Here is a 24829-nt window from a genome sequence, read left to right on the forward strand (position 1 = left end):
TCCTGCATCACACTTTGCTCGCCCATCATCGACTCAATCTCCTCTTACGACGAAGATTGAATCAGTGCTTCAGGACTGCTGCAACCCGGACTTTTTCAACACAATCGGTCATAAGCCGACATAGCTCGACGGCGCCTCTGAGCCAAAGCGCACCGCCCCCCTCACACCGCCAAACTCCCCTGCTCCGCTTCCTCGGCATTAGGGTCGCCCGGCGCAGTCGCCCAGGCGAGCTCCACCAGCGTCACAGTCCGCCTTCCAGTGCCGTCAAGCTGGCAGACGATGAGGCCTTGCTCCTCGATATAGGTCAGCAGGCGCCGGGCGCGGCGCAGCGAGTGCGAGCCATAGGCGCGGGCGATCGCCGCGTCGCTCGGGCAGGGCCAGCCCTCCTTGGCCGCGCGGGCGATCATCATGAACACACCTTGCATGTCCTCGGGCAGCAGCGAGGCGCGGACCGAGACATCCTGCCATGCGTCACCCCCGGCCATATCGGAGCCGAGGCCGGCGCGGGCGCGCGTCAGCATGCGGCGGAACTCCGGCAGGTCCGGCACGACCGAGGCGAGGCCCTCTATGCGGCAGCGGACCACGAACTCCTGATAGAGCACGCCGATGACGCGGAACCCCGCATCAGGCTGCGCCAGCACGGCGCGCAGGACCCGGTCGACGCGCTCCCGCCGCTGCGCCAGATCCTCGGCGCTGATCGGCGGTTCCACCGGTTCGGGGCGGATTTCCAGCGCCGCCGACTTCGCCGCCATCAGCTGATCGAGCAGGTCCGGCGACGACCGGCGCTGCGGCCGGACAGTCTCGGGCGGCGGGGCCGCCAGGATGATGGCGCGCGCGTCCTCCAGGGCCGATTCCGGCAGCGGCATCAGGCGCGGGGTCGCATTGCGCGGACTTGTATCGGTCGGGCCGATGCGCAAGCCCAGCGGACGGCGCGACAGCGCCGGGCCGAGCGCCATGAATTGCCCGCGCTCGAGGTCGCGAAAGGCCTCCGCCTGGCGCCGCTCCATGCCGAGAAGGTCGGCGGCGCGCGCCATGTCGATATCGAGAAAAGTCCGGCCCATGAGGAAATTGGAAGCCTCGGCGGCGACGTTCTTGGCGAGCTTGGCCAGCCGCTGGGTGGCGATGATGCCGGCGAGCCCGCGTTTGCGGCCACGGCACATCAGGTTGGTCATGGCGCCGAGCGAGAGTTTGCGCGCCTCATCCGAAACCTCGCCCGCGACTGCCGGCGCGAACAGCTGCGCCTCGTCCACCACCACCAGCATCGGGTACCAGTGGTCGCGGGCGACTTCGAACAGCCCGCCGAGGAAGGCGGCGGCGCGCCGCATCTGGTTCTCGGCGTCGAGCCCCTCGAGATTGAGCACCGTGGAGACGCGATGGATGCGCGCCCGCTCGCCGGCGCTCTGCAGGCCGCGCTCGGTATGCTCCTCGGCATCGATCACCAGGTGGCCAAAACGGTCGCCAAGCGTCACGAAGTCGCCTTCGGGGTCGATGATGGTCTGCTGCACCCAAGGCGCGCTCTGCTCCAGCAGCCGGCGCAGCAGATGGGATTTGCCGGAGCCCGAATTACCCTGCACCAAAAGGCGCGTCGCCAGCAGCTCCTCGAGGTCCAGTGCCGCCGGGGCGCCTGCGGTCGTGTGGCCCATCTCGATCGCAACGGTCATGTCTCGACTCTCCTTGTGGAGAGGGCTTATCAACCGCATCAGAGCCCGTCGAGCGCCCGTGGCCGACCGCTCGGTGTTGCGCACAGCTGGATGCCGCTGGCGGTCGAGGATTGCTGAGCACAGCAATGAAACGCACCGTTTCGACTCGATATGGCTTGTCTACGTGACTCTACTCCGCCAGATCGACATGATGGGCGCCGTGCGGCAGCGGTACGCGGCCGAGCCGTTCGAGCGATGGCCGTTCGCCGTTGACGACGCGGAAAACTTCGAGCCCGGCGCCGAGATCCGAGCCCTCATGTCCCTGGAACACGGTGGCGAGGAAGTGATCTCCGGTCCGATCGAAGGCGCCGCCCTCCGGCAACACCGCTTCAAAGGGATAATCGGCGATCTTGGCGATGGCACCCGTTGCCGGATCGAAGCTCAGAAGGCTGACGCTGGCCTCCCTATCGAAACGGGGCGTTCCGGGCAGGAATGCCGTGCCGCGCATGTTGACGGTTGCCACAAGCCGGCCGTCCGGGCTGACCGCGATGCCCTCGGCCGAAAGATCGGTCTCGGCGCCGGCGACAAGGTCATGGCGGGCGGCTGCGGCCGATGTCGCGGGGTCGGCCAGCCGCACCACGCTGATGCTCGAGCGCGTCTGCGGGATACGGCCCTCGAGGTTGGCCGCGGTGAAGTTTGGGCCCCAGTTGGAGGTCAGATAATGGCGTCCGTCCGGCGTGAAACGGCCGACAAAGGGATCCGCGCCGACATCGACGATATTGCCCCAGGGACGCAAGCCGGGCCTGCCGGCATTGTCGATCACCTCGAAGAAGGCGACCCGGTTCTGGGTGTTGATGTTGACAGCGATGAAGCGGCCGCTCGGATGCCAATGAACGTTGGTCGCCGTTACACCGCCGCGTGGCGTGGAGGCCGACCCCGTGACCCCCAGCCCGGCGAGATCGAACCGCGCGACCGGGCCGAAGCGGTCATCGCCATAGCCGACGATCTGGACGAAACTTGCCTCGGGCGTGTTGGACACCACGGCAACGCGGCCTCCGTCCGGGCTGACCGACAAGGCTTCGGGGAAAGTGGCGATTTCGGCGGTGCCCGCTAGGCGAGGTGCGGCGCTGTCGGACAGATCGACAGCGAAAAGGCGCCACCCCGGCGGCAGGTCGCGAACAGTGTCGCCCTCTCGGGGACGCTCACCCAGCCTTTCGGTGACAAAGGCGGTGCGCCCGTCTTCGCTCAGCTGCAGGACTTCCGGTGCCGCGGTCACCGAATTGGAGAGCGGCATCGTGCCGGTCACGACTTTGCCATCGACGGCGGACAGCACTGTCAGCACATCGCGATGGTCTGCCTCGCGTGGCGCAAGTTGCCCCGTGGCATAGGTCTGGGCGACGAAATCACCGTCGGAGACGACCGCTATCCGGCCTGCCGAAATCCGGCCGACAAGATCCGATGGTTCTGCGGTCACAGAAGAGGACACCCCGATGCTGAGCGCGATGGCGAGCGCAGAAGAGCTTGGCCTGATCATGATTTCGTTCCTTTGTTGGTCCCACCAAGCCCTTGCATTGGCGGAAAATATCTTCGACGCTGATTGCATTCCAATAGGAATGTCATTGCCTGTGATAGGTATTCTGCATAAGGAGGCGATGTTGGATATTCGCACACTCGCCTGTTTCGTGGCCGTTGCCGAAGACCTGCATTTTCGCCGCGCGGCGGAGCGGATGAACCTGACCCAGCCGTCGCTCAGCCAGCGCATCCGCGCCCTGGAACTTGAGATCGGCGCTGATCTGTTCGAGCGGGATCGCCGCGGCGTGGCGTTGACAGCCGCCGGAGCCGCCTTTCTCGACCCGGCCCGCAAGGCGGTGCAGCACGCCAATGCCGCAAAGACGCAGGCGCTAAGGGCGGTTCGCGGCGAGGTCGGGCGCTTGCGGCTCGGCTTCACCGTCATTGCTTTCTATGGGGTCCTGCCGGAAGCGGTGCGGATGTTTCGCACCCGCTATCCGGATGTCGAGGTCGATCTCATCGAGATGAACTCGCCATTGCTGGAAAGAGCACTCGCGGCCGGCGAGATCGATCTGGGCGTGCTGCATCCGCCGCTCTCGACGCCGGAGCTGATCGTCCATGGTCTGCCCGACGAACCGCTGGTGCTGGCGCTTCCGGCAACACACCGGCTCGCGGCACAAGTAACGATCCGCGTGAGCGATCTTGACGGCGAACCGTTCCTGCTGGCGCCGCGCGTCATTGGCCCAAGCATCTATGACCGGGTGATTGCGCTGTTTCGAGGCGAGGGCATCAGCCCGCGCATCGTCCAGGAGGTGACGCCGATGACGACACTGGCTGGCCTGGTCGCGGCGGGTGCCGGCCTGGGCTTCGTCACCGCGGGCATTGCCCGGGTAGCGCGGCCCGGCGTGGCGTACCGTCCGGTTACCCCGCAGCCGCCATCCTTGCCGATGGCCGCAGCGTGGCGCGAGCCGGTCTTGGCCGCGAGTGGTCGACGTTTCCTGGAAATGGTTGCGACGCTGGTTGCACAGAGGACGCCTTGAACCGAGATCGCGGTGAGATTGCCTGCGAACGCCCATGGTCCGATCGGCCCGCCTCTCACCCGCTGGCCTGTTTGGTGCCTCGCGACCCGGCGCGCGCAGCCACCAGGAAAATGCTCTCCATCAGATCCTTTTCGCGCAGTGGCTTGCCGAGCAGCGGCACGTCAGAGGGCCGGTCGGCGATCGCACCCGCATCGGCATATCCGGTTATGATCACCGCGGGCCAATCGGACCGCAGATTGCGTGCAAACCGAATGACCTCCAGGCCCGAGACGAGCGGCATGGCAAAATCGGTGACGATGACGTCGAAATCGTACGGCGCCCGCTCGATCATCGCCAGCGCTTCCGCACCTCCGCCGGCGCAGGTCACCGCAAAGCCATGTTGCCGAAGCGATTGCGCCGTCAGTTCCCGCAGCACATTGCTGTCGTCGATCAGAAGGACCGATGGATATTCCTCGCCGGCATTCACGACGGTGTGGTCGGCATCGGACTTCTCGGCGATTTCGACGGCACGCTCGATTGAACGCGGCAGCCAGAGCTGGACGGCAGTACCACGACCGACGACGCTGTCGATGCGAAGCGTGCCGCCGGATTGCTTGACGAAGCCATGGACCGTGCTCAGACCCAGACCCGTGCCTTTGCCGACGGGTTTTGTCGTGAAAAACGGTTCGACGACCTTGGCGAGAATGTCGGCCGGTATGCCCGATCCCGTGTCCTTGACAGTGACCAGGACATAATCACCCGACGAAATATCCTCGGCTGCACTGCTTAGCATTCGGTTTTGCGCATCCACAATTATCGTCCCGCCGGACGGCATGGCATCGCGCGCGTTGAAGACCAGGTTCATCAGCGCGAGCTCCAGCTGGCTGGCATCGACATGCGCCGGCCAGACAGTGTCGTCGACCAGCCAATCGAAGCGGATCAGCCCTCCCAGGACCGGAGCCACCAACCCGTTCATGGTGTCGCCGAGCGCGGCGAGGCGCACGGCCTGCGGCTTCAGCGTCTGGCGGCGCGAGAAGGCAAGCATGCGGTTGACGAGCTCGGCGCCTTGTTTTGCCGACCGGCGTGTCAGTTCCAGAACCTGCCTGGCCTGTCCGTCGAACTCGGCGTGGCGCTCGAGCAATCCCAATCCGCTGAGAATTGCGGCAAGCAGATTGTTGAAATCATGCGCCAGACCGCCGGTAAGCTTGCCGATCGCGTCGAGGCGCTGCGATTGCAGCAGCTGGTTCTCCAGCTCGCGCCGCTCGGTGATGTCCAGCAATGTGCCCAGGATCTCAGGCCTCTGGCCGTCGGAGCCGTTCGACAAGACGCCCTGGTCGAGAAAAATCCGGTAGTTGCCGTCGGCGCATAGCCAGCGGAATTCGCAGGTGTAGGAGCCAGCAGTCTTGGCTGCGAGCAGGGCTTGCCTCACTCTCGGCAGATCGTCGGGATGAACCCGGCTCAGGCCGAAGCCTGGATCGGACGTCAGCCGTTCGGGAGGAAAGCCAGTCAAGCGTTCGACCCCTTCGGTGACGAAGCTGGCGCCGAACGGCGGCTCCGCCGCCCTTGCGTGGAAGCAGACCGGAAGAGAGCTCAAAATGGCATGCTGCCGCTCCTGGGCGCTACGCAGCGCCCGCTCGGCCTCGAGCTTTTCCTTCTGCGCCTGCAGTGCCTGGGCCAGCAGCCCCTGCTCGACAGCCGCCTTTTGCTGGATTTCGAGCGTCTTTTCATGAAGCTCGACGAACACGGCGACCTTGGAACGCAGCATGCCCGGGTCGAAAGGCTTGAACACGTAATCCACCGCGCCGGCGTCGTAGCCGCGCAGCATGTGTGCGTCTTCCTTGTTGATAGCGGTGAGAAAAATTATCGGCGTTCGCCTGGATTGCTCGCGTTGGCGGATCAGTCCCGCGGTCTCGTAGCCGTCCAGTCCAGGCATCAGCACATCCAGCAGGATGACTGCGAAATCCTCCTTCAGCAGAGCGCGCAGCGCCTCTTCGCCCGACTGCGCGCAGACGACTTCGCCGATAGGGGCAAGAACCTCGCCGATCGCCAGCAGATTGCGCTCGTCGTCATCCACGGCCAGGATGCGCGCCCTTGCCGGCCCCTCCGCCGGGGCCATAACCTCTAGCTTCCTTGCTCCGTTCCTCGACAGCTTTTGCATCGAGCGGCCGTCAGTTCACTGCCATGAGCGTCTTTTCCGGACCATGCACGCGGGATCGCGAGCGGCCGATCCAGACACGCAGCAGCGCCAGCAGCAGGTCGAGGTCGACAGGCTTGGCGATATAGTCGGAAGCACCCGCCTCGAGACATTTTTGCCGGTCGCCCTTCATTGCCTTGGCGGTGACCGAGATCAACGGGATATGGGCGATCGCCGGCATGCCGCGGATCTGCCGCATCGTCTCGTAGCCATCCATCTCCGGCATCATGATGTCGATCAGTGCGGCGTCGATGTCCGGGCTCTGCTCGAGGAGCGCGATACCTTCCCGACCGCGTTCCGCGTGCAACACCTGGATATCATAGGTTTCGAGAACGCTGGTGAGCGAATAGATGTTGCGAATATCATCATCGACGATGAGAACCTTTGCGCCGCCGAGGTCGAATTTGCCCGGCTGTTCGGCTGCCGCACCGTTGTTTTCGTGGCCTCGCCCTGGGAGCGTCGCGGATATCAGGAGAGCCAGCTGCGCGAAATTCTCCGCCCGCGGAACATCCGCCAATGCCGGATGCAAGGCGAGCGACTGTTCCAGTGCTTCCGGATAAGGTGCAAAGAACAACAGCCGCGACACGGATTGTCCGAACAGGACGGCAATCTCATCCAGCATCTGGGCGTTGTCCTTGGCCGAGCGGCCAAAGCCGAGCACAACGGCATCATACGCGGCGATGCCGATGTCGTCCGCATTCGCCGCGACGCGGCCGATCGCCGTGACCGAGGTGGCACCGTCGCGGATCGCCTCGATCAATGAGAGGCGGCGCTCGGGATCGATATCGGCAATCAGAACGCGGCGCTGGACGCGGAGCTTTCTGGAGTGAATGTCCTGGAAGACCTTCATCAGTTCGTCCGACGATACGGGCTTGGTTGAAATGCTGGATGCACCCTTGCGGGCAAGGACCTCGATGTCTTCGGCGCCCGAGATGACATGGACGGGAATGTCCTTGGTTTTCGGGTCGTGGCGAAGCAGATCGAACAACACCCACCCGTCGATATCCGACAGTCCGAGATCGAGCGTGATCGCGTCAGGAACCAGCTTGCGTGCCAAAGCCAGCGTGCCGGAGCCCGCGGTCGACAGGACGCCTTTCAGCCCGGCCGCACGTGCGAGGCCGAGCAGCAAACCGCCGAAGGTCGGGTCGTCCTCGACGATCAGCACGACCCGGTCATCCGGTGAGATGGTATCGCGGTCATCGAGCAGTTCAGAGGATGGCGGGCTCGGCTGCGCGGTCGTTGCGCCCACCTCCGTCGCCGGCAGCAACCCCGCTTGCGGTGCCAAGGCCATCCGGGGTCCGTCGAACGGGATGACCAGCGTAAACGTCGAACCCTTGCCCGGCGTGCTCTCGACCCGCAATTCGCCGCCGATCAGCCGGGCAATTTCCCGGCTGATCGAGAGCCCAAGGCCGGTCCCGCCATATTTGCGGCTGGTGGTGCCGTCGGCCTGCTGGAAGGCTTCGAAAATCAGCTTCTGCTTGTCTTGCGGAATACCGATGCCCGTATCGGTGACCGCGATCGCGAGCGCTTCCATCGGTTGCACCGAGCCGTTGTGACGGCCTGTCTTTTCGGCCCGAAAATTTAAGCTGACCTCGCCTTCGGAGGTGAACTTGAACGCGTTCGACAAAAGATTGAGCACGATCTGCTGCAACCGCTTCTCGTCCGTGCGGACGGTCTCCGGAAGCTCAGGGGCGACATTGATGGTGAAGCCAAGTCCCTTGTCGGTCGCCAGCTGCCGGAAGGTTCGCTCCATATGCTGCCGAAGATGCACCACCGGCATGTCGCTGATATCGATCGAGACGGTGCCCGATTCGATCTTCGACAGATCGAGGATGTCGTTGATAAGGCTCAAAAGGTCAGTGCCGGCCGAATTGATGGTGCGCGCGAACTCGACCTGCTTGTCATTGAGATTGCCTTGCTGATTGGTTGCAAGCAGGTTTGAAAGGATGAGCAGCGAGTTGAGCGGCGTGCGCAATTCGTGGCTCATATTGGCGAGGAATTCGGACTTGTATTTGGAGGTCAGCGCCAGCTGCTCGGCCTTCTCCTCCAGCGCCCGCCGCGCCATCTCGATTTCGAGGTTCTTATTCTCCACCTGCTTCTTTTCGTTCTCGAGCAGCTGCGCTTTTTCCTGCAGCTCCTCATTGGTGGCGTGCAACTCCTCCTGCTTCTTGGTCAGCTCGGTCTGACGCGCCTGCAGCTCCGAGGTCAGCAACTGCGACTGCTTGAGCAGGCCTTCGGTGCGCATCGTGGCGGCGATGGTGTTGAGAACGATGCCGACGGATTCCATCAGCTGGTTGAGGAACGACTGGTGCGTGTCGCGGAATTCGCTGAACGAGGCGAGTTCGATGACGGCTTTCACCTCGTCCTCGAACAGAGCCGGAAGAATGATCACGTTCGCCGGCGCGGCATTGCCAAGGCCGGACGTGACGCGCAGGAAATCCGGCGGCACGTTGCCCAGCATGATGGCGCGCTTGTCGGCAGCACTCTGCCCGACAAGGCCTTCGCGCAGATCGAGGCGCTGCCTGATCTCCGCCTTGCTTTCGGCGCCATAGGAGGCCGCAAGCTCGAGATAGGATTCGTCCTCGTCGCGGTTGGTCACGTAGAACACGCCATATTGCGCATTCACCAGCGGGGCGAGCTCGGACATGATGAGACGCGAGACCGTGGCCAGGTCGCGCTCGCCCTGTAGCATGCGCGAGAACCGGGCGAGATTGGTCTTCAGCCAGTCCTGCTCGGCATTCTTCAACGTCTGATCCTTCAAATTGCGGATCATCTCATTGATGTTGTCTTTCAACGCCGCCACCTCACCGGAGGCCTGGACGCTGATCGAGCGGGTCAGATCGCCCTTGGTCACCGCCGTCGACACCTCGGCAATGGCGCGCACCTGGGTGGTCAGGTTGGCGGCGAGCTGATTGACGTTGTCGGTCAGGTCGCGCCAAAGGCCGGCAGCGCCAGGCACGCGGGCCTGGCCACCGAGCTTGCCTTCGATGCCCACCTCGCGGGCGACGTTGGTCACCTGGTCGGCGAAGGTCGCAAGCGTCTCGATCATGCCATTGATGGTGTCGGCGAGCGAGGCGATCTCGCCCTTGGCATCGACCGTCAGCTTGCGCTTGAGATTGCCTTGCGCCACCGCGGTCACGACATCGGCGATGCCGCGCACCTGGTTGGTCAGGTTCGTCGCCATCAGATTGACGTTGTCGGTCAGGTCCTTCCAGGTGCCGGCGACGCCCTCGACCCGCGCCTGGCCGCCGAGCTTGCCCTCGGTGCCGACCTCGCGGGCGACACGCGTCACTTCGCCGGCAAAGGAGTTCAACTGGTCGACCATGGTGTTGATCGTCGATTTCAGCTCCAGTATCTCGCCCTTGACGTCGACGGTGATCTTCTTCGACAGGTCGCCGCGCGCCACTGCAGTCGTCACCTCGGCGATGTTGCGCACCTGGCCGGTCAGGTTCTCGGCCATCGAATTCACATTGTCGGTCAGGTCCTTCCAGGTGCCGGCAACGCCGCGCACCTGCGCCTGGCCGCCGAGCTTGCCCTCCGTGCCGACCTCGCGCGCCACGCGCGTCACCTCCGAGGCGAAGGAATTCAGCTGGTCGACCATCGTATTGATGGTGTCCTTCAGCTCGAGGATTTCGCCGCGCACATCGACCGTGATCTTCTTCGACAGGTCACCCAACGCCACCGCAGTCGTCACCTCGGCGATGTTGCGGACCTGGCCGGTCAGGTTGGCGGCCATTGCATTGACGTTGTCGGTCAAATCTTTCCAGGTGCCGGCAACGCCGCGCACCTGCGCCTGGCCGCCGAGCTTGCCGTCGGAACCGACTTCGCGCGCCACGCGCGTCACCTCGGAGGCGAAGGAATTCAGCTGGTCGACCATCGTGTTGATGACGTCCTTGATCTGCAGGATCTCGCCCAATGCATCCACGGTAATCTTCTGGGTCAGGTCGCCGGTCGCAATTGCCGTCGCCACCTTGGAGACGTCGCGCAACTGCACGGTCAGATTGCCGGCCATGGCATTGACGTTGTCGGTCAGGTCCTTCCAGGTGCCGCCGACGCCCTCGACGTGCGCCTGGCCGCCGAGCTTGCCTTCCGATCCCACTTCGCGCGCCACACGCGTCACTTCCGAGGCGAAGGAATTCAGCTGATCGACCATCGTGTTGACGGTGTCCTTGAGCTCCAGGATTTCGCCCTTGACGTCGACGGTGATCTTCTTCGACAGGTCGCCGCGGGCCACTGCGGTGGTGACCTCGGCGATGTTGCGCACCTGGCCGGTCAGGTTGGCGGCCATCAGATTGACGTTGTCGGTCAGATCCTTCCAGGTGCCGCCGACGCCCTTCACCTCGGCCTGGCCGCCGAGCTTGCCTTCCGTGCCGACCTCGCGCGCCACGCGCGTCACTTCCGAGGCGAAGGAATTGAGCTGGTCGACCATCGTGTTGATGGTGTCCTTGAGCTCGAGGATTTCGCCCTGCACGGCGACGGTGATCTTCTTCGACAGGTCGCCCGAGGCGACGGCGGTGGTCACCTCGGCGATGTTGCGGACCTGGCCGGTCAGGTTCTCGGCCATCGAATTGACGTTGTCGGTCAAGTCCTTCCAGGTGCCGGCAACGCCGCGCACCTGCGCCTGGCCTCCAAGCTTGCCTTCGGTGCCGACTTCGCGGGCGACGCGCGTTACTTCGCCGGCAAATGAATTCAGCTGGTCGACCATGGTGTTGATGGTCGATTTCAGCTCGAGGATCTCGCCTTTGACGTCGACCGTGATCTTCTTCGACAGGTCGCCAAGCGCCACCGCCGTGGTCACCTCGGCGATATTGCGCACCTGGCCGGTCAGGTTTTCGGCCATCAGGTTGACGTTGTCGGTCAGGTCCTTCCAGGTTCCGCCGACGCCTTCGACGCGCGCCTGGCCGCCGAGCTTGCCTTCGGTGCCGACCTCGCGCGCGACGCGTGTCACTTCCGAGGCGAAGGAATTGAGCTGGTCGACCATGGTGTTGATGGTGTTCTTAAGCTCGAGGATTTCGCCTTTCACATCGACGGTGATCTTCTTTGACAGGTCGCCGGAAGCGACGGCGGTCGTTACCTCGGCGATATTGCGCACCTGCCCGGTCAGGTTCGTCGCCATGGCGTTGACGTTGTCGGTCAGGTCCTTCCAGGTCCCGGCCACGCCCTTCACGCGGGCCTGACCGCCGAGCTTGCCTTCGGTGCCGACTTCGCGCGCCACGCGCGTCACTTCCGAGGCGAAGGAGGCCAGTTGCCCGACCATGGTATTGACGATCTTGCCGATACGCAGGAACTCGCCGCGCAGCGGCCTGCCGTCGATTTCGACCATCATCGTCTGCGACAGGTCGCCCTTGGCCACCGCGCCGATAACGCGCGCCACCTCGGCCGTCGGCTGAACCATGTCTTCGATGAGGTCGTTGACGGAGCGGACGCTGGATTCCCAACTGCCGGTGGCGTTGCGGACGCGGCCGCGTTCGCCGATCCGGCCATCCTTGCCGACGACCTTGCTGAGGCGCTCAAACTCACGCGTCACCTGATCGTTGAGCTCGACGATTTCGTTGAAGGTATCGGCGATCTCCGAATCGAGGCCAGTGTAGACATTGTCGATGCGAACGGAGAAATCACCGCTCCGAAAAGCCTTCAACGCGTTCAGTATTTGACGACGGTCCAATTGCCCTTTGGATGCAAGCACGCTCACAGCGCCCCTCCCAGCTCACGACTCTCTTGAATGTCTTGATGAAACTGTCCCCTGCGGCCGACACAACTCCCCGCAAGCGCAACAACGCGGCATCTTCGATTTGGTTCCAGACGAAATTTCTGTTGTGACACAGGAATTTCACGGCCCCATTCACGAAACGATGAGCAACAAAGCTCTCATAGCGATTGTATTGATCACTATTTCTGTCAAACGGAACATCCCGGAAAACTCTCGTTTGGTATAGATCGCGATACAGCGATGCACCCCAATGGAGACACTATCATGCTGAAATTACTCTCTGCAGCCCTACTTGCCATAGGCCTGGCCACATCTGCCATGGCGCAAACTGCCGGCCAGGAAACCGGCGGAACTGGCAATGATGCCAATACCGGTGTCAATACGGGCACTTCCGGCGCTAACACAGGAACCGGCACCGGAACTACGCCGAACACAATCGATCCGAACGCAACGAACGCCACGCCGCAGGGCAACGGCATGAATGACCGCTGCAAGGATACGGCGGGCAACGACACCGACAACAACACCCCAAGCGGCGCTATGACGTCGGATATGCAGAACTGCAACAAGTAACGGAGTTTTGCTCAGCCGTCATTTCAGCCCTGGAACCTATCCGAAATCGGTGCTCGTGGTTCGATCACACGCCAGGCTAGGATAGGTGTTCTATCGGGCGCAGACTCGTCATTTGGATGAAATGGCGAGTCTTGGGCTGATCGACCGTGCTTAATTATTTTCCGCGCGATAGGCGGCGGCCAGCTCGGTTCGGGCGGCTGTCCTGATGGTTTCGATAGAGAGAACTGGTGGAGCCAATCGGAATCGAACCGACGACCTCTTGAATGCCATTCAAGCGCTCTCCCAACTGAGCTATGGCCCCACTCCGGCAGTCCGCCGGCGCCGTTTCCGGCGAAGAGATCCGGCGCGGGTTGAGACCGCGCCGTTAGTGCAGGCGGCTTCTAACCCCGCCTTCCCCTAATATCAAGCCTTCGAGAACCGCTTTTTCTTGCCGGCGCGACGAAAGCCGTCAAATGCGGTTCGCACCCGCTCAGACTTCGTCGTCGTCGTCGCCGACGCCGATCATGTCGGCGACGTCGTCGTCCTCTTCCTCCTCGTCGGCGAGGAAAGTGTCATCCTCGTCATCGCCGAGGTCGACGTCGTCCTCGTCGTCGCCGAGATCGGGCAGTTCGTCGGCCTTCACGTCCTCGTCCGCCTCTTCGAGCGAAACGACCTCGACGCCCTCTTCCTCCTCGGCGTCGACCTCCTTTTCGACAACTTCCTCTTCCTCTTCGACGGCGGCAACCTTGCCTTCCTCGAAATAGGAGCGCGGATAGCTCTTGCCTGTGTAAGGCGAGACGATCGGGTCTTTGTTCAGGTCATAGAATTTTCGACCCGTCTCCGGGTCGATGCGTTTGGTGCCAAGTTCGGGTTTTGCCACAGCAAGCCTCGTCGATAAAAGTTTGGTCCCCTTAACCAGAGTTTACGGCGCTGTCAAAGCGAAAAGCCGGCGTCCCAAAAACCTTGAATTCGAAGGCCTCGTGCCAAGGGGATGACCATTTCGGTCCGCCATGATAGGAGACCGCGCAAACCAGAAGAAAATAGCCGGCCGCCGGCGTTCATCCAGGAAAGAACCATGTCGCATACTGCCGCCCCGATGCAGGCCACCGCCCGCAAATCATCTGCCCTTTCCGGCGCGGCGCGGGTGCCGGGCGACAAGTCGATCTCGCACCGCTCGTTCATGTTCGGCGGCCTAGCCTCCGGCGAAACCCGCATTACCGGGCTGCTGGAAGGCGAGGACGTGATGCGTACGGGCGCTGCCATGAAGGCCATGGGCGCCCATATCGAGAAGCATGGCGCTGAGTGGGTGATCCGCGGTACCGGCAACGGCGCGCTGCTGCAGCCGGAAGGCCCGCTCGATTTCGGCAATGCCGGCACGGGCTCACGCCTCACCATGGGCCTGGTCGGCACCTATGACATGGAAACCACCTTCATCGGCGACGCCTCGCTGTCCGGCCGGCCGATGGGCCGCGTGCTCGAGCCGCTGCGCCAGATGGGCGTGCAGGTGCTGAAGGCGACGCCTGGCGACCGCATGCCGATCACGCTGCACGGGCCCAAGCACGCCGCGCCGATCACGTACCGCGTGCCGATGGCATCGGCACAAGTCAAGTCGGCGGTGCTGCTGGCTGGGCTGAACACGCCGGGCATCACCACCGTCATCGAGCCGGTGATGACGCGCGATCACACCGAAAAGATGCTCAGGGGATTCGGCGCCAATCTGTCGGTCGAGACCGACGAGCGCGGCGTGCGCCACATTTTCATCGAAGGCCAGGGCAAGCTCACCGGGCAGACCATCGCGGTGCCAGGCGACCCCTCCTCGGCCGGCTTCCCGCTGGTGGCGGCGCTGATCGTGCCGGGCTCGGACATTATTATCGAAAACGTGCTGATGAACCCGACCCGCACCGGACTTCTGTTGACGCTGCAGGAAATGGGCGCCCGGATCGACATTCTCGACCCGCGCAACGAAGGCGGCGAGGATGTCGCCGATCTGCGCGTGCGCTATTCCGAGCTGAAGGGCGTCACCGTGCCGCCCGAACGGGCGCCGACCATGATCGACGAATATCCGGTGCTTGCAGTGGCGGCCAGCTTCGCCGAGGGCGAGACGCTGATGCAGGGGCTGGAAGAGCTGCGGGTGAAGGAATCCGACCGGCTGGCGGCAGTCGCCAACGGGCTGAAGCTCAACGGCGTCGATTGCAGCGAAGGCGAGGCCTCGCTTGTCGTGCGTGGAAAACCCGGCGGCAAGGGCCTCGGCCAGCATCCGAACGGACGGGGCACTATTGTCCAGACCCATCTCGACCACCGCATCGCCATGAGCTTTCTGGTGATGGGCCTGGCGACGGAAAGGCCCGTGACCATTGACGACCAGGCGATGATCGCGACGAGTTTTCCGGAATTCATGGGTCTGATGAAGGGGCTGGGGGCGGAGATCGGGTGAAATATGTCTGCGTACATTGGAAGCACGAAAGGCCGGAGCAACCATTTCACCTCTGGTATGAGATTGAAGATGACAATTATCAGTCGAGAACAATAGAGTTCTATCGGGACGGTTCGGTCGGGTTCGCGTCACGTGGCGTCGCGCCAGATGGATCAAAGGACCTCGACGTTGGCGGGACAACGAACTCAGACCAACCTTTTCCGGACCTCGACGAGATCAACGCTGATCCTGTATTTGAGGCGGTGGAAGTCACGGCGGCAGAGTTTGAAAAGCGTTGGCAGCAGGCGCTTGCCTCGAGGCGGCGAATGACCTCAACCTTCACCATCGCCATCGACGGTCCCGCCGGCGCCGGCAAGGGCACCCTTGCCCGGCGACTCGCCGACCATTACCGGCTGAACCTGCTCGACACCGGCCTTACCTATCGCGCGGTGGCGCATGCGCTGCTCCGGCTCGGCCTGCCGCTCGACAATGTTTCGGCCGCTGAAACCGCTGCCCGGCAGGTCGATCTGGCAAAGCTCGACCGCCCAGTGCTTTCGGCACACGCCGTTGGCGAGGCGGCTTCGAAAGTGGCAGTGATCCCGTCGGTGCGGCGCATCCTGGTCGAGAAACAGCGTGACTTCGCAAGAACACCGCCTGGCGCGGTGCTCGACGGCCGCGACATCGGCACCGTCGTCTGTCCCGATGCCGACGTAAAACTCTATGTCACGGCCAGTGCCGAGGTGCGGGCAAAGCGGCGGCTGGATGAAATCGAGAGCATCGGCGGCACTGCCAATTTCGATGAAATCCTTGCCGATATCGTGCGCCGCGACGAGCGCGACATGGGCCGCGTGGACTCGCCCTTGAAGCCGGCCGTCGACGCGCACTTGCTTGACACGTCGGAAATGGCTATAGAGGCCGCGTTTCTGGCAGCTCGGGCGATCATCGACGACGTCCTGGCCAAGAGAAATGAAGCCTGAGCCGGGTGTTCCCGCCGCCGCCGATTGCCGGCGACAAAAAGAATTCCCATATCAGGCATGAACCAGCCTGCCAGCATTCTTCATGCGCCGGAATTGCCGCTCAAAGGCGGCCAAGGGCTTTTTGCCCGGAACGCCGGCAGGCCAACGCAACGCTAACCCACGGCGGCGGCCCCGCGACAGATTGCGGGGCATTCCAGGAGAAACTATGTCAGTTGCAAATCCCACTCGCGATGATTTCGCGAGCCTGCTCGAAGAATCATTTTCCGCCGGCCATTCCGGCGAAGGCCAGGTCGTCAAGGGCATCATCACTGCCATTGAGAAGGACATGGCTATCATCGACGTCGGCCTCAAGGTCGAAGGCCGCGTGCCGCTGAAGGAATTCGGCGTCAAGGGCAAGGACACGACGCTCAAGGTCGGCGACACGGTCGAGGTCTATGTCGAGCGTATCGAAAACGCGCTTGGCGAAGCCATGCTGTCGCGTGAGAAGGCCCGCCGCGAAGAGAGCTGGGTCCGTCTCGAAGAGAAGTTCACCAAGGGCGAACGCGTCGAAGGCGTCATCTTCAACCAGGTCAAGGGCGGCTTCACCGTCGATCTCGACGGCGCCGTGGCCTTCCTGCCGCGCAGCCAGGTCGACATCCGCCCAATCCGCGACGTCTCGCCGCTGATGCACAACCCGCAGCCCTTCGAGATCCTCAAGATGGATCGCCGCCGCGGCAACATCGTGGTGTCGCGCCGCACCGTGCTCGAGGAAAGCCGCGCCGAACAGCGTTCGGAAATCGTGCAGAACCTCGAAGAGGGCCAGGTGGTCGAAGGCGTCGTCAAGAACATCACCGACTATGGTGCATTCGTCGACCTCGGCGGCATCGACGGCCTGCTGCACGTCACCGACATGGCCTGGCGCCGCGTCAACCATCCGACCGAGATCCTCAATATCGGCCAGACGGTCAAGGTGCAGATCATCCGCATCAACCAGGAAACCCACCGCATCTCGCTCGGCATGAAGCAGCTCGAGAGCGATCCGTGGTCCGAGATCGGCACCAAGTTCCCGATCGGCAAGAAGATCAAGGGTACCGTCACCAACATCACCGACTACGGCGCGTTCGTCGAGCTGGAGCCGGGCATCGAAGGCCTCATCCACGTTTCGGAAATGTCGTGGACCAAGAAGAACGTGCATCCCGGCAAGATCCTGTCGACGACGCAGGAAGTCGACGTGGTGGTGCTCGAAGTCGATCCGGCCAAGCGCCGCATCTCGCTCGGCCTCAAGCAGACGCTGGAAAACCCGTGGGAAGCCTTCGCGCGCAGCCATCCGGTCGGAAGCCAGGTTGAGGGCGAGGTCAAGAACAAGACCGAGTTCGGCCTGTTCATCGGCCTCGAAGGCGACGTCGACGGCATGGTCCACCTTTCCGACCTCGACTGGACTCGTCCGGGCGAGCAGGTGATCGAGGAGTACAATCGCGGCGACATGGTCAAGGCGCAGGTGCTCGACGTCGACATCGACAAGGAACGCATCTCGCTCGGCATCAAGCAGCTGGCCAAGGATACGGTCGGCGAAGCAGCGACGTCAGGCGAACTTCGCAAGAACGCAGTCGTCACCTGCGAGGTTATCGGCGTGAAGGATGGCGGTCTGGAAGTGCGGCTGGTCGACAGCGGCATCGAGACCTTCATCAAGCGCTCCGATCTCAGCCGTGACCGCGACGAGCAGCGCCCCGAGCGCTTCACCGTCGGTCAAAAGGTCGACGCCCGCGTCATTGCCTTCGACAAGAAGACCCGCAAGCTGCAGGTCTCGATCAAGGCGCTGGAAATCGCCGAAGAGAAGGAAGCGGTCGCCCAATACGGTTCGACCGACTCCGGCGCTTCGCTGGGCGACATCCTTGGCGCCGCGCTGAAGAAGCAGGGCAGCTGAGCCAACACCGCGCCTCACGCAGGTTGTAAACGAAACAAAAAGCCCCGCCGGAGCGATCCGGCGGGGCTTTTTTTGTACTAGACTAGGCCTGAATTTCAGGCCCTGCCGTAAAGCGGCACCAGCGTACCGCTGATCGCCATGTTGGCCGGCGAGGCAAGATAGGCTATGGCCTCGGCTGCCGCTTCGAGGCTGACCCATCTGCTGAAATCGGCATCCGGCATGTCAGCTCGGTTGGCCGGCGTGTCGAGCGTCGAGGGCGCCACGGCGTTGATCAGGATGCCCTTGGCCTTCAGCTCTTCAGCCATCGCCACGGTCATCGCGGCGACCGCCGCCTTGGCGGCGGCGTAAGCGACCTTGCCGGAGCCGCGCCGCGGGTCGAGCCCGGCTCGCGCGGTGACATTGACGATGCGGCCCGACACGGAAGATCCCAGCATCGAGCGTATCGCCGCGCGGCAGCACAGGAAGGTAGTTCGGGCGTTGGTGTCCATCATCTCGGCAAAGGAGGCGGGCTCGATCTTCTCGACCGGCGCGGCGGTGAAGCCGCCGGCAAGATGCACCGATGCCCACAAATCCGGAACACTGGCATAGAAGGCGTCGACCTTGGCAGGGTCGGCGAGGTCGACATTGTGCGCCAGCCTGACGCGGTCATGTGCCGGGAAGGGAAAATGCGCAGGCGCGGCAGCGTGAGCATTGGGCACATGGCAAATCGCGCCCTGCTCCAGCAGTTTCCCCACGACCGCGCCGCCAAGCGCCCCGGTGCCGCCGGTCACCACGATATGTCTGCCGTCCAGTGTTTCCATCATATTCGACCGCTCCGTGATTGCGCGCCGCCGGTGCGGAAAGTCGCGCCTTTCGCGCGATCACTCAACCGAAATCTCGATGACATAGGGTCGTCCAGCCGCTCGCGCGCGCCTAAGCGCGTCCGCCAAGCCGCCAACGCCGGAAATCCGCTCGGCGGCAATGCCATAGGCTTCGGCCAGCTTGCAGAAATCCGGCGGCGCCGGCGAGACGCCGACCGGCTCGACGCCAACGTCAAGCATCGAGGTTTCGATCTCGCGGTAGCCGCGATTGTTCCAGACGGCGAAAATCACCGGCGCCGCCGCATCGAGCGCCGCGCCCAGTTCCGGCAGGGTGAACTGGAAGCCGCCGTCGCCGGTGAGGCAAACGACCGGTGCGTCGGGCCTGGCAAGGGCGGCGCCGATTGCCGCCGGCGGGCCATAGCCGAGCGCGCCGAAGCCGGTGGCGGCGTTGAACCAGCCGCCCGGCCGGTCGTGATCGTAATAGAGATTGGCGGCGTAGACCGGCTGGGTCGAATCGCCGACGATGATCGCGCCGGGCAGCGTATCGCGGATCGTCTCGACGGCCCGCAGTTGCGCCTGCATAGCCGGGCCGATCTCGGCAAAGGCTGCTTTGCGCGTCGCGGCGGCGCGAGCCGAACCATCATCCAACGGTGCCTGGCCCGTGCCGAGTTCGGCAAGCAGCGCTTCGAGCGCTGCGCCGCAATCGGCCTGGATCGAAATCCGCGCCGGCCGGCGGGCAAGCTGGTCGGCGCCGATGTCGATGCGGATCAGATTGGCGGGCAGGACAAAGCCGCCGTCACCATATCCGTCATAGTCGGTCGGACCGAATTCGGTGCCGGCGGCGATGACCAGATCGGCATCGGCCATCAGCGCACGCACCGCCTTCAGGCTGGGGCTGGCCGGCACGCCAAGCGGATGGCGATACAGCAGGCCGCGCGCATTGGCGGTCTGGACGACCGGCGCGCTTAGCCTCTCGGCCAGGCGCTGCAACGGCGCTTCGGCGGCTTTGGCGCCGCCGCCGGCGAGGATAAGCGGCTGGCGGGCAGACGCGCACAGCCTTGCCGCCTCTGCAATCGCCGCCACATCTGGCTCGGGCGGCGCTGAATTTCGCAGCAGCGCCACGATGCCGTTGGCCGGCATGGTCATGACATCGGTCGGGATCTCGATATGCACCGGGCCCGGACGCGAGGATGAAAACAGTGCGAAGGCGCGGGCGAGCACGCTGGGCAGTTCGCCAGCCTCGGTGACGCGGTGCGAAAACAGCGCCACCTTCTCCATCATGCCGCGCTGGTCCGGCAGTTCGTGCAGATGGCCGAGGCCCTTGCCCAGCGTCGGTGTGGCGTTGACGCCCGAGATCACCAGCATCGGCACCGAATCGGCGCGCGCCTGGCCCATGGCGGTGATGGTGTTGGTCAGCCCTGGCCCGGTGATGACGAAGGCGACGCCCGGCCTGCCGCTGGCGCGCGCATAGCCGTCAGCCATGAAGCCGGCACCCTGCTCGTGGCGCGGCGTGACGTGGCGGATATTCGACCGCGCCAGGCCGCGGTAGAGCTCGACCGTATGCACACCGGGAATGCCGAAGACGGTGTCGACGCCATGGGCTTCGAGCAAGGTGATGAGGGCTTCGCCGACCGTCGTCATTGTCTTAGCACCGGGCGTGTGAGGCAGGTTGGGCCGCCTTCGCAGGCAATGCACAGCGCATCGGCCTCGAATGTCGAGACCGTACAGCCGGCGGCCTGCATGGCCGCTGCTGTTTTGGGAAAGCCAGCAACGGCGATGACGTGGCGCGGCGCGGTCGGCAGGACGTTCAGGCTGAGCCCATTCGAGGCGAAGAATTCGTCGGCGTCGCCTTCGACCAGGCGAATGCCATGCGCGCGCAGCATCTGATAGAAGGCCACAGGCAAGAGCGGCGCATAAACCAGCGCCAGATCGTCGGCGAGCGGGCTGATCACCGACATCAGATGCAGGCAGGCCTCCTCGCCGTGCCAGAGCGGCAGATCGAAGCCATAGACCTGGATGCCCTTGGGCGAAAGCAGATTGGAGAGCTGCTGGATGCCGTGCTGGTTGGTGCGCACGCCGCGACCGACCGCCAGCGTCTTCGCATCCAGCCAGACGCAATCGCCGCCCTCGACCTGGCCGGGAGCCTCGATACGGCCGAGGATGGGGATGCCCATGCGCCCGTAGGCTGCCTCGTGCAGGCCGGGCTCGGGCCGGCGCAATGCCTTGCCCATGGCCAGGATAACGGCGCCATGGTCGGTCATCAGCGACGGATCGTGGGTGAAGACAGAATCGGCAAGCCCGTCATCGTTGTCGCTCAGCCATTCGATCTCGGCGCCTGAGGCCGAAATCAACCTGGCCAGCGCTTCATGCTGGGCCGCCGCCTTTTGCGGATCGAAGCCCGGGCCATAGTGCCACTCCAGCGCTTCGGCCCCATGCATGGCGCTGGCGGCGGAGCGCATCAGCACGCGCTGCAGCGGCCCGGCCATCGACTGCGACCCGTAAGCTTTGCCCACTAAATTCTCCTGAAACGCGCCCCCTCCTGCCAATAGCCACTCGGCAGGCCGTGATCAATGGTCCAAAAACTGCGGTTGACGGAGGCAAGCGGAACGGTCCATCTTGAGAATCGGAACGCTGTCCAGTGACGGGTAATGGGTAAAAAATTCCAGCAAGGACTGCCTCGGCCGCTCCGCGGGGCACCGCGACGATGACAGCGCCGGGCACCGCCCTGAAGCATACGGCGCAGAACGGCGCCGCCGAAGCCATTCACGTCGAGAACCTGCACAAGAATTTCGGCAAGCTGCATGTGCTGAAGGGCGTTTCGCTGTCGGCGCGCGATGGTGAGGTGATCGCCATCATCGGCGGCAGCGGCTCGGGCAAGTCGACGCTGCTGCGCTGCATCAATTGCCTGGAGAACCCGACCAGCGGCATCATCCGCGTCAATGGCGAGCAGATCCGGCTGAAGGCCGACAGCCACGGCCACACCGTGCCCGCCGACCGCAAGCAGATCGAACGCATCCGCTCCAAGCTCGGCATGGTGTTCCAGAACTTCAATCTGTGGAGCCACATGACGCTGATCGAGAACGTCATCGAGGTTCCCATTCATGTGCTCGGCGTCAAGCGCGATGCGGCGATCAGCGAGGCGGAGAAACTGCTGGCCCGCGTCGGCCTCGCCGAAAAACGCGACGTCTATCCCGCCTATCTCTCGGGCGGCCAACAGCAGCGCGCCGCGATTGCCAGGGCGCTGGCCATCAACCCGCGCGTCATGCTGTTCGACGAGCCGACTTCGGCGCTCGACCCGGAGCTGGTCGGCGAGGTGCTGAAGGTGATCGGCGACCTGGCGCGCGAAGGCCGCACCATGGTGCTGGTCACCCATGAGATGAAGTTCGCCCGCGAGGTCGCGACGCATGTCGTCTATCTCTACAACGGGCTGGTCGAGGAAGAAGGGCCGCCGGAGCAGATTTTCGGCGCACCCAAATCCGAAAGGCTGAAGCAATTCATCCGCAACATCGGTTAAACCGAGGCGGATGGAAAAACCGGGAACAACGACAAAACTGGGAGTCATGACCATGAAGACTATTCTCAAGACCTTTGCCGCAGCGCTGCTGCTTGGCGTTGCCGCGATGGGCGTGGCCAAGGCCGATCCGGTCAAGATCGGTGTCGCCGCCGAGCCCTATCCGCCGTTCACCTCGCCGGACGCTTCCGGCAAATGGGTCGGCTGGGAAATCGAATTCATCGACGCCGTCTGCGCCGAGGAGAAGCTCGATTGCGTCATCACGCCCGTCGCCTGGGACGGCATCATCCCGGCGCTGACGACCAAGAAGATCGACGTCATCGCCAGCTCGATGTCGATCACCGACGAACGCAAGAAGACGATCGACTTCTCCGACAAGTATTACAACACCCCGACGGCCATCATCGGGCCGAAGGACCAGAAGTTCGGCTCGACACCGGAGGATCTCAAGGGCAAGATCATCGGCGTCCAGGTCTCGACCGTGCATGCCGACTACGCCAAGAAGCACTTCGCCGAAGCGGCGGAAATCAAGGAATACCAGACCCAGGATGAAGCCAACCAGGATCTTGCCGCCGGCCGGGTCGACGCGGTGCAGGCCGATTCCATCGCCCTCGACGCCTTCCTGAAATCGGATCAGGGCAAGCAATGCTGCGACCTGAAAGGCATGGTCGCGCCGGATCTGGCCATCCTCGGGCCTGGCGTCGGCGCCGGCGTCCGCAAGGAAGACACCGAGTTGAAGGAAAAGATCAACGCCGGCATCAAGGCCATCCGCGCCAATGGCAAATATGACGAGATTTCGAAGAAATATTTCGACTTCGACATTTACGGTGCCGACACGCAGTCGAACTGACGGCCTTATCCCATGAGCGATAACCACGCGGCGCTGGCAGCGCGCCGCGTGGTTCGTCGAAAACCCATCCACGCAAGCTTCCGCAGGCGCAGATCGCCGGCGGTTTTAGCGCCAGCAATTCGGGGGCGACGCTGATCGACGCATTTCTTCCTGCTTGGGCCGCCTCTACGATCGCGCTTCTCTCGCCCACGCCGCCGGGCTGGGGTGGAACGCTCCTGGTCGGGCTGCTCCATACGATCGAGATCGCGGTCGGGGCCACCTGCCTCGGCCTTCTGATCGGCATCGGCGGCGCCTCCGGCAAGCTCTATGGCGGTCCGGTCGTGCGCGATCTCCTGGCAGTCTATACGACCGTCGTGCGCGCCGTGCCGGAGCTGGTGCTGATTCTGCTGCTCTATTACGCCGGCACCGACCTGATCAATCAGATGCTGGCGGCAATGGGCTATCAGCGCATCGACATTAGCGGGCTTGCGGCCGGCATTGCCGTGCTCGGTTTCGTCCAGGGTGCCTATTCTACCGAGGTGATCCGCGGCGCGATCCTCGCCATTCCGCAAGGCCAGATCGAAGCGGCGAGAGCCTATGGCATGCCTCCCGGCCTGCTGCTGCGGCGCATCACACTGCCGGCGATGTTGCCTTTCGCCATACCCGGCCTTGCCAATCTTTGGCTGATCGCCACCAAGGACACCGCCCTGCTGGCGGTCGTCGGCTTCTACGAGCTGACATTGGCGACGCGGCAAGCGGCAGGCGTCACCAAAGCCTATCTTACATTCTTCGTCGCCGCAGGCGCGATCTACCTGCTGTTGACGCTGGTTTCCAACCTGATCATCGGCCGGATCGAGACCTGGGCCCGCCGCGGCATGCCTTCGCTCAAGGAGGCCCGGTGATGACTGGCGAAGCTGTCGTTGTCAATGTCGCTGCACGCGCTTCGCTGTGGCTGAAGCCGCATCGCATCGTGCTGATCCTCATCGCACTGGGGCTGGTTCTGTCGGCGGCTTTCTTCATGCGTTGGGACTGGCTGCCGAAATATTACGAAATGGGACTGCTCGGCATCTGGCGCTCGCTGTGGATTCTTGCCGTCACCTGCACACTGGGCTTCCTGCTCGCCGTGCCGCTGGGGCTGGCGCAGGCCGCCGGCCCCATCTGGTTCGCGGCACCCGCCAAGGTCTTCTGCACCGTCATCAGGGGAACACCGCTGCTGCTGCAGCTCTGGCTGCTCTATTACGGCCTCGGTTCGCTGTTTCCGCAATATCCGTGGATTCGCCAGTCCTGGATGTGGCCTTATCTCAGGCAGGCATGGCCCTATGGCGTCCTCGGACTGACGCTGTCCTTCGCCGGCTATGAGGGCGAGGTGATGCGAGGCGCCTTTGCCGGCGTGCCGAAAGGGCAATTGGAAGCCGCCCGCGCTTTCGGCATGAGCCGCTGGAAGACATTCCAGCGAATCTGGCTGCCGCAGGCCTTCTACCGCGCATTGCCGACGCTGACCGGCGAAACCGTGCTGCAGCTGAAATCGACGCCGCTGGTGGCGACCATCAGCGTGATCGACATATTCGCCGTCTCCTCCAAGGTGCGGCAGGATACCTATCTCACCTATGAACCCTTGCTGCTCTTGGCGTTGATCTATATGGCGATCACCGGCATCCTCGTCTTCACCCTGGGCAAGATCGAGGCGCGGATCCCGAACAAGATCGGGTAGGTGAATGGTAAATGGTGAGTAGTGAGTAGTGGGATCAACCAGTCACCACTCCCATCCACCT

17 protein-coding genes, 1 tRNA gene and 1 pseudogene are annotated in these 24829 nt (G+C 63.6%); 10 read left to right on the forward strand and 9 right to left on the reverse strand.

Going from position 1 to position 24829, the window contains the following annotated elements; translation table 11 throughout:
• Positions 1-161 precede the first annotated feature (161 nt).
• Together NKJ08_RS00005 and NKJ08_RS00010 are read right to left on the reverse strand one after the other, a co-directional pair.
• Positions 162-1661 (reverse strand): helicase HerA domain-containing protein, encoded by a 1500-nt coding sequence (locus tag NKJ08_RS00005; protein WP_352780647.1) that lies wholly within the window; start codon positions 1659-1661, stop codon positions 162-164.
• A gap of 169 nt (positions 1662-1830) precedes the next feature.
• A complete protein-coding gene (locus NKJ08_RS00010; protein ID WP_352780650.1) occupies positions 1831-3174 on the reverse strand; it encodes a lactonase family protein in 1344 nt (447 codons plus the stop codon).
• A 121-nt stretch (positions 3175-3295) separates the two neighbouring features.
• Here NKJ08_RS00010 and NKJ08_RS00015 point away from each other — a divergent pair, with 121 nt between their 5' ends.
• Entirely contained in the window at positions 3296-4189 is an 894-nt protein-coding gene (locus NKJ08_RS00015; protein ID WP_352780652.1) for a LysR family transcriptional regulator, read from the forward strand.
• A 55-nt stretch (positions 4190-4244) separates the two neighbouring features.
• Here NKJ08_RS00015 and NKJ08_RS00020 read toward each other — a convergent pair whose 3' ends face one another.
• Positions 4245-6284, reverse strand: coding sequence for a PAS domain-containing hybrid sensor histidine kinase/response regulator (locus tag NKJ08_RS00020; RefSeq protein WP_352780653.1), 2040 nt, complete (start codon positions 6282-6284; stop codon positions 4245-4247).
• A gap of 52 nt (positions 6285-6336) precedes the next feature.
• Positions 6337-12048: a HAMP domain-containing protein gene (locus NKJ08_RS00025; protein ID WP_352781131.1), complete on the reverse strand. Its 5712-nt coding sequence runs from the start codon at positions 12046-12048 to the stop codon at positions 6337-6339.
• Between the two features lie 288 nt (positions 12049-12336).
• On the opposite strand from NKJ08_RS00025, the gene NKJ08_RS00030 reads away from it, so the two are divergent.
• Entirely contained in the window at positions 12337-12645 is a 309-nt protein-coding gene (locus NKJ08_RS00030; RefSeq protein ID WP_352780655.1) for a hypothetical protein, read from the forward strand.
• Between the two features lie 225 nt (positions 12646-12870).
• Here the strand turns inward: NKJ08_RS00030 and NKJ08_RS00035 are convergent.
• Positions 12871-12946, reverse strand: a tRNA-Ala gene (locus tag NKJ08_RS00035).
• Positions 12947-13114: 168 nt separating this feature from the next.
• The gene (locus tag NKJ08_RS00040) at positions 13115-13504 is read right to left on the reverse strand and encodes a TIGR02300 family protein (RefSeq protein ID WP_352522539.1); all 390 of its coding nucleotides are present in this window, start codon (positions 13502-13504) and stop codon (positions 13115-13117) included.
• A gap of 195 nt (positions 13505-13699) precedes the next feature.
• Here NKJ08_RS00040 and aroA point away from each other — a divergent pair, with 195 nt between their 5' ends.
• The 4 genes and pseudogenes from aroA to rpsA all read left to right on the forward strand — a co-directional run bounded on the left by aroA (position 13700) and on the right by rpsA (position 17917).
• Positions 13700-15058, forward strand: coding sequence for a 3-phosphoshikimate 1-carboxyvinyltransferase (gene aroA / locus NKJ08_RS00045; RefSeq protein WP_352780657.1), 1359 nt, complete (start codon positions 13700-13702; stop codon positions 15056-15058).
• Positions 15055-15333, forward strand: a pseudogene (locus NKJ08_RS00050) (DUF6881 domain-containing protein); the annotation flags it as partial. The gene aroA and the pseudogene NKJ08_RS00050, both read left to right, overlap by 4 nt.
• Before the next feature lie 30 nt (positions 15334-15363).
• A complete protein-coding gene (gene cmk, locus NKJ08_RS00055; protein ID WP_352522763.1) occupies positions 15364-16014 on the forward strand; it encodes a (d)CMP kinase in 651 nt (216 codons plus the stop codon).
• Between the two features lie 205 nt (positions 16015-16219).
• Entirely contained in the window at positions 16220-17917 is a 1698-nt protein-coding gene (gene rpsA, locus NKJ08_RS00060) for a 30S ribosomal protein S1 (protein WP_023676278.1), read from the forward strand.
• A 95-nt stretch (positions 17918-18012) separates the two neighbouring features.
• Here the strand turns inward: rpsA and NKJ08_RS00065 are convergent, their stop codons facing one another.
• The 3 genes from NKJ08_RS00065 to NKJ08_RS00075 are packed head-to-tail and all read right to left on the reverse strand — an operon-like array spanning position 18013 to position 21203.
• Positions 18013-18720 carry an SDR family NAD(P)-dependent oxidoreductase gene (locus NKJ08_RS00065; protein ID WP_352522537.1) on the reverse strand — a complete coding sequence of 236 codons (708 nt, stop codon included), beginning with the start codon at positions 18718-18720 and terminating at the stop codon, positions 18013-18015.
• A gap of 57 nt (positions 18721-18777) precedes the next feature.
• Positions 18778-20358, reverse strand: a complete 1581-nt coding sequence (locus tag NKJ08_RS00070) for a 5-guanidino-2-oxopentanoate decarboxylase (protein ID WP_352522536.1) — start codon at positions 20356-20358, stop codon at positions 18778-18780.
• The gene (locus NKJ08_RS00075; protein WP_352781133.1) at positions 20355-21203 is read right to left on the reverse strand and encodes a dimethylarginine dimethylaminohydrolase family protein; all 849 of its coding nucleotides are present in this window, start codon (positions 21201-21203) and stop codon (positions 20355-20357) included. The genes NKJ08_RS00070 and NKJ08_RS00075 overlap by 4 nt, the downstream gene beginning before the upstream one ends.
• Positions 21204-21421: 218 nt before the next feature.
• Here NKJ08_RS00075 and NKJ08_RS00080 point away from each other — a divergent pair, with 218 nt between their 5' ends.
• From NKJ08_RS00080 to NKJ08_RS00095, 4 genes are all read left to right on the forward strand, one after another.
• Entirely contained in the window at positions 21422-22231 is an 810-nt protein-coding gene (locus NKJ08_RS00080; protein ID WP_352522535.1) for an ABC transporter ATP-binding protein, read from the forward strand.
• Positions 22232-22283: 52 nt separating this feature from the next.
• Positions 22284-23078, forward strand: a complete 795-nt coding sequence (locus tag NKJ08_RS00085; RefSeq protein WP_352522534.1) for a transporter substrate-binding domain-containing protein — start codon at positions 22284-22286, stop codon at positions 23076-23078.
• Between the two features lie 215 nt (positions 23079-23293).
• Positions 23294-23959 (forward strand): ABC transporter permease, encoded by a 666-nt coding sequence (locus NKJ08_RS00090; RefSeq protein WP_352522761.1) that lies wholly within the window; start codon positions 23294-23296, stop codon positions 23957-23959.
• Positions 23959-24768, forward strand: a complete 810-nt coding sequence (locus tag NKJ08_RS00095) for an ABC transporter permease (RefSeq protein ID WP_352522533.1) — start codon at positions 23959-23961, stop codon at positions 24766-24768. Before NKJ08_RS00090 ends, NKJ08_RS00095 begins: the two co-directional genes overlap by 1 nt.
• The last annotated feature ends 61 nt before the right edge of the window (positions 24769-24829 follow it).

The sequence above is a fragment of the Mesorhizobium sp. M0244 genome (assembly GCF_040321795.1).
Lineage (GTDB): Bacteria > Pseudomonadota > Alphaproteobacteria > Rhizobiales > Rhizobiaceae > Mesorhizobium.

Bases quoted from the DNA above. Each gene is read 5' to 3' on its own strand.
- NKJ08_RS00030 (WP_352780655.1), top strand. From the start codon at position 12,337: ATGCTGAAATTACTCTCTGCAGCCCTACTTGCCATAGGCCTGGCCACA.
- NKJ08_RS00065 (WP_352522537.1), bottom strand. From the start codon at position 18,720: ATGATGGAAACACTGGACGGCAGACATATCGTGGTGACCGGCGGCACC.
- rpsA (WP_023676278.1), top strand. From the start codon at position 16,220: ATGTCAGTTGCAAATCCCACTCGCGATGATTTCGCGAGCCTGCTCGAA.
- NKJ08_RS00075 (WP_352781133.1), bottom strand. From the start codon at position 21,203: ATGGCCGGGCCGCTGCAGCGCGTGCTGATGCGCTCCGCCGCCAGCGCC.
- NKJ08_RS00010 (WP_352780650.1), bottom strand. From the start codon at position 3,174: ATGATCAGGCCAAGCTCTTCTGCGCTCGCCATCGCGCTCAGCATCGGG.
- cmk (WP_352522763.1), top strand. From the start codon at position 15,364: ATGACCTCAACCTTCACCATCGCCATCGACGGTCCCGCCGGCGCCGGC.
- NKJ08_RS00070 (WP_352522536.1), bottom strand. From the start codon at position 20,358: ATGACGACGGTCGGCGAAGCCCTCATCACCTTGCTCGAAGCCCATGGC.
- NKJ08_RS00020 (WP_352780653.1), bottom strand. From the start codon at position 6,284: ATGGCCCCGGCGGAGGGGCCGGCAAGGGCGCGCATCCTGGCCGTGGAT.
- NKJ08_RS00095 (WP_352522533.1), top strand. From the start codon at position 23,959: ATGACTGGCGAAGCTGTCGTTGTCAATGTCGCTGCACGCGCTTCGCTG.
- NKJ08_RS00080 (WP_352522535.1), top strand. From the start codon at position 21,422: ATGACAGCGCCGGGCACCGCCCTGAAGCATACGGCGCAGAACGGCGCC.
- NKJ08_RS00005 (WP_352780647.1), bottom strand. From the start codon at position 1,661: ATGACCGTTGCGATCGAGATGGGCCACACGACCGCAGGCGCCCCGGCG.
- aroA (WP_352780657.1), top strand. From the start codon at position 13,700: ATGTCGCATACTGCCGCCCCGATGCAGGCCACCGCCCGCAAATCATCT.
- NKJ08_RS00085 (WP_352522534.1), top strand. From the start codon at position 22,284: ATGAAGACTATTCTCAAGACCTTTGCCGCAGCGCTGCTGCTTGGCGTT.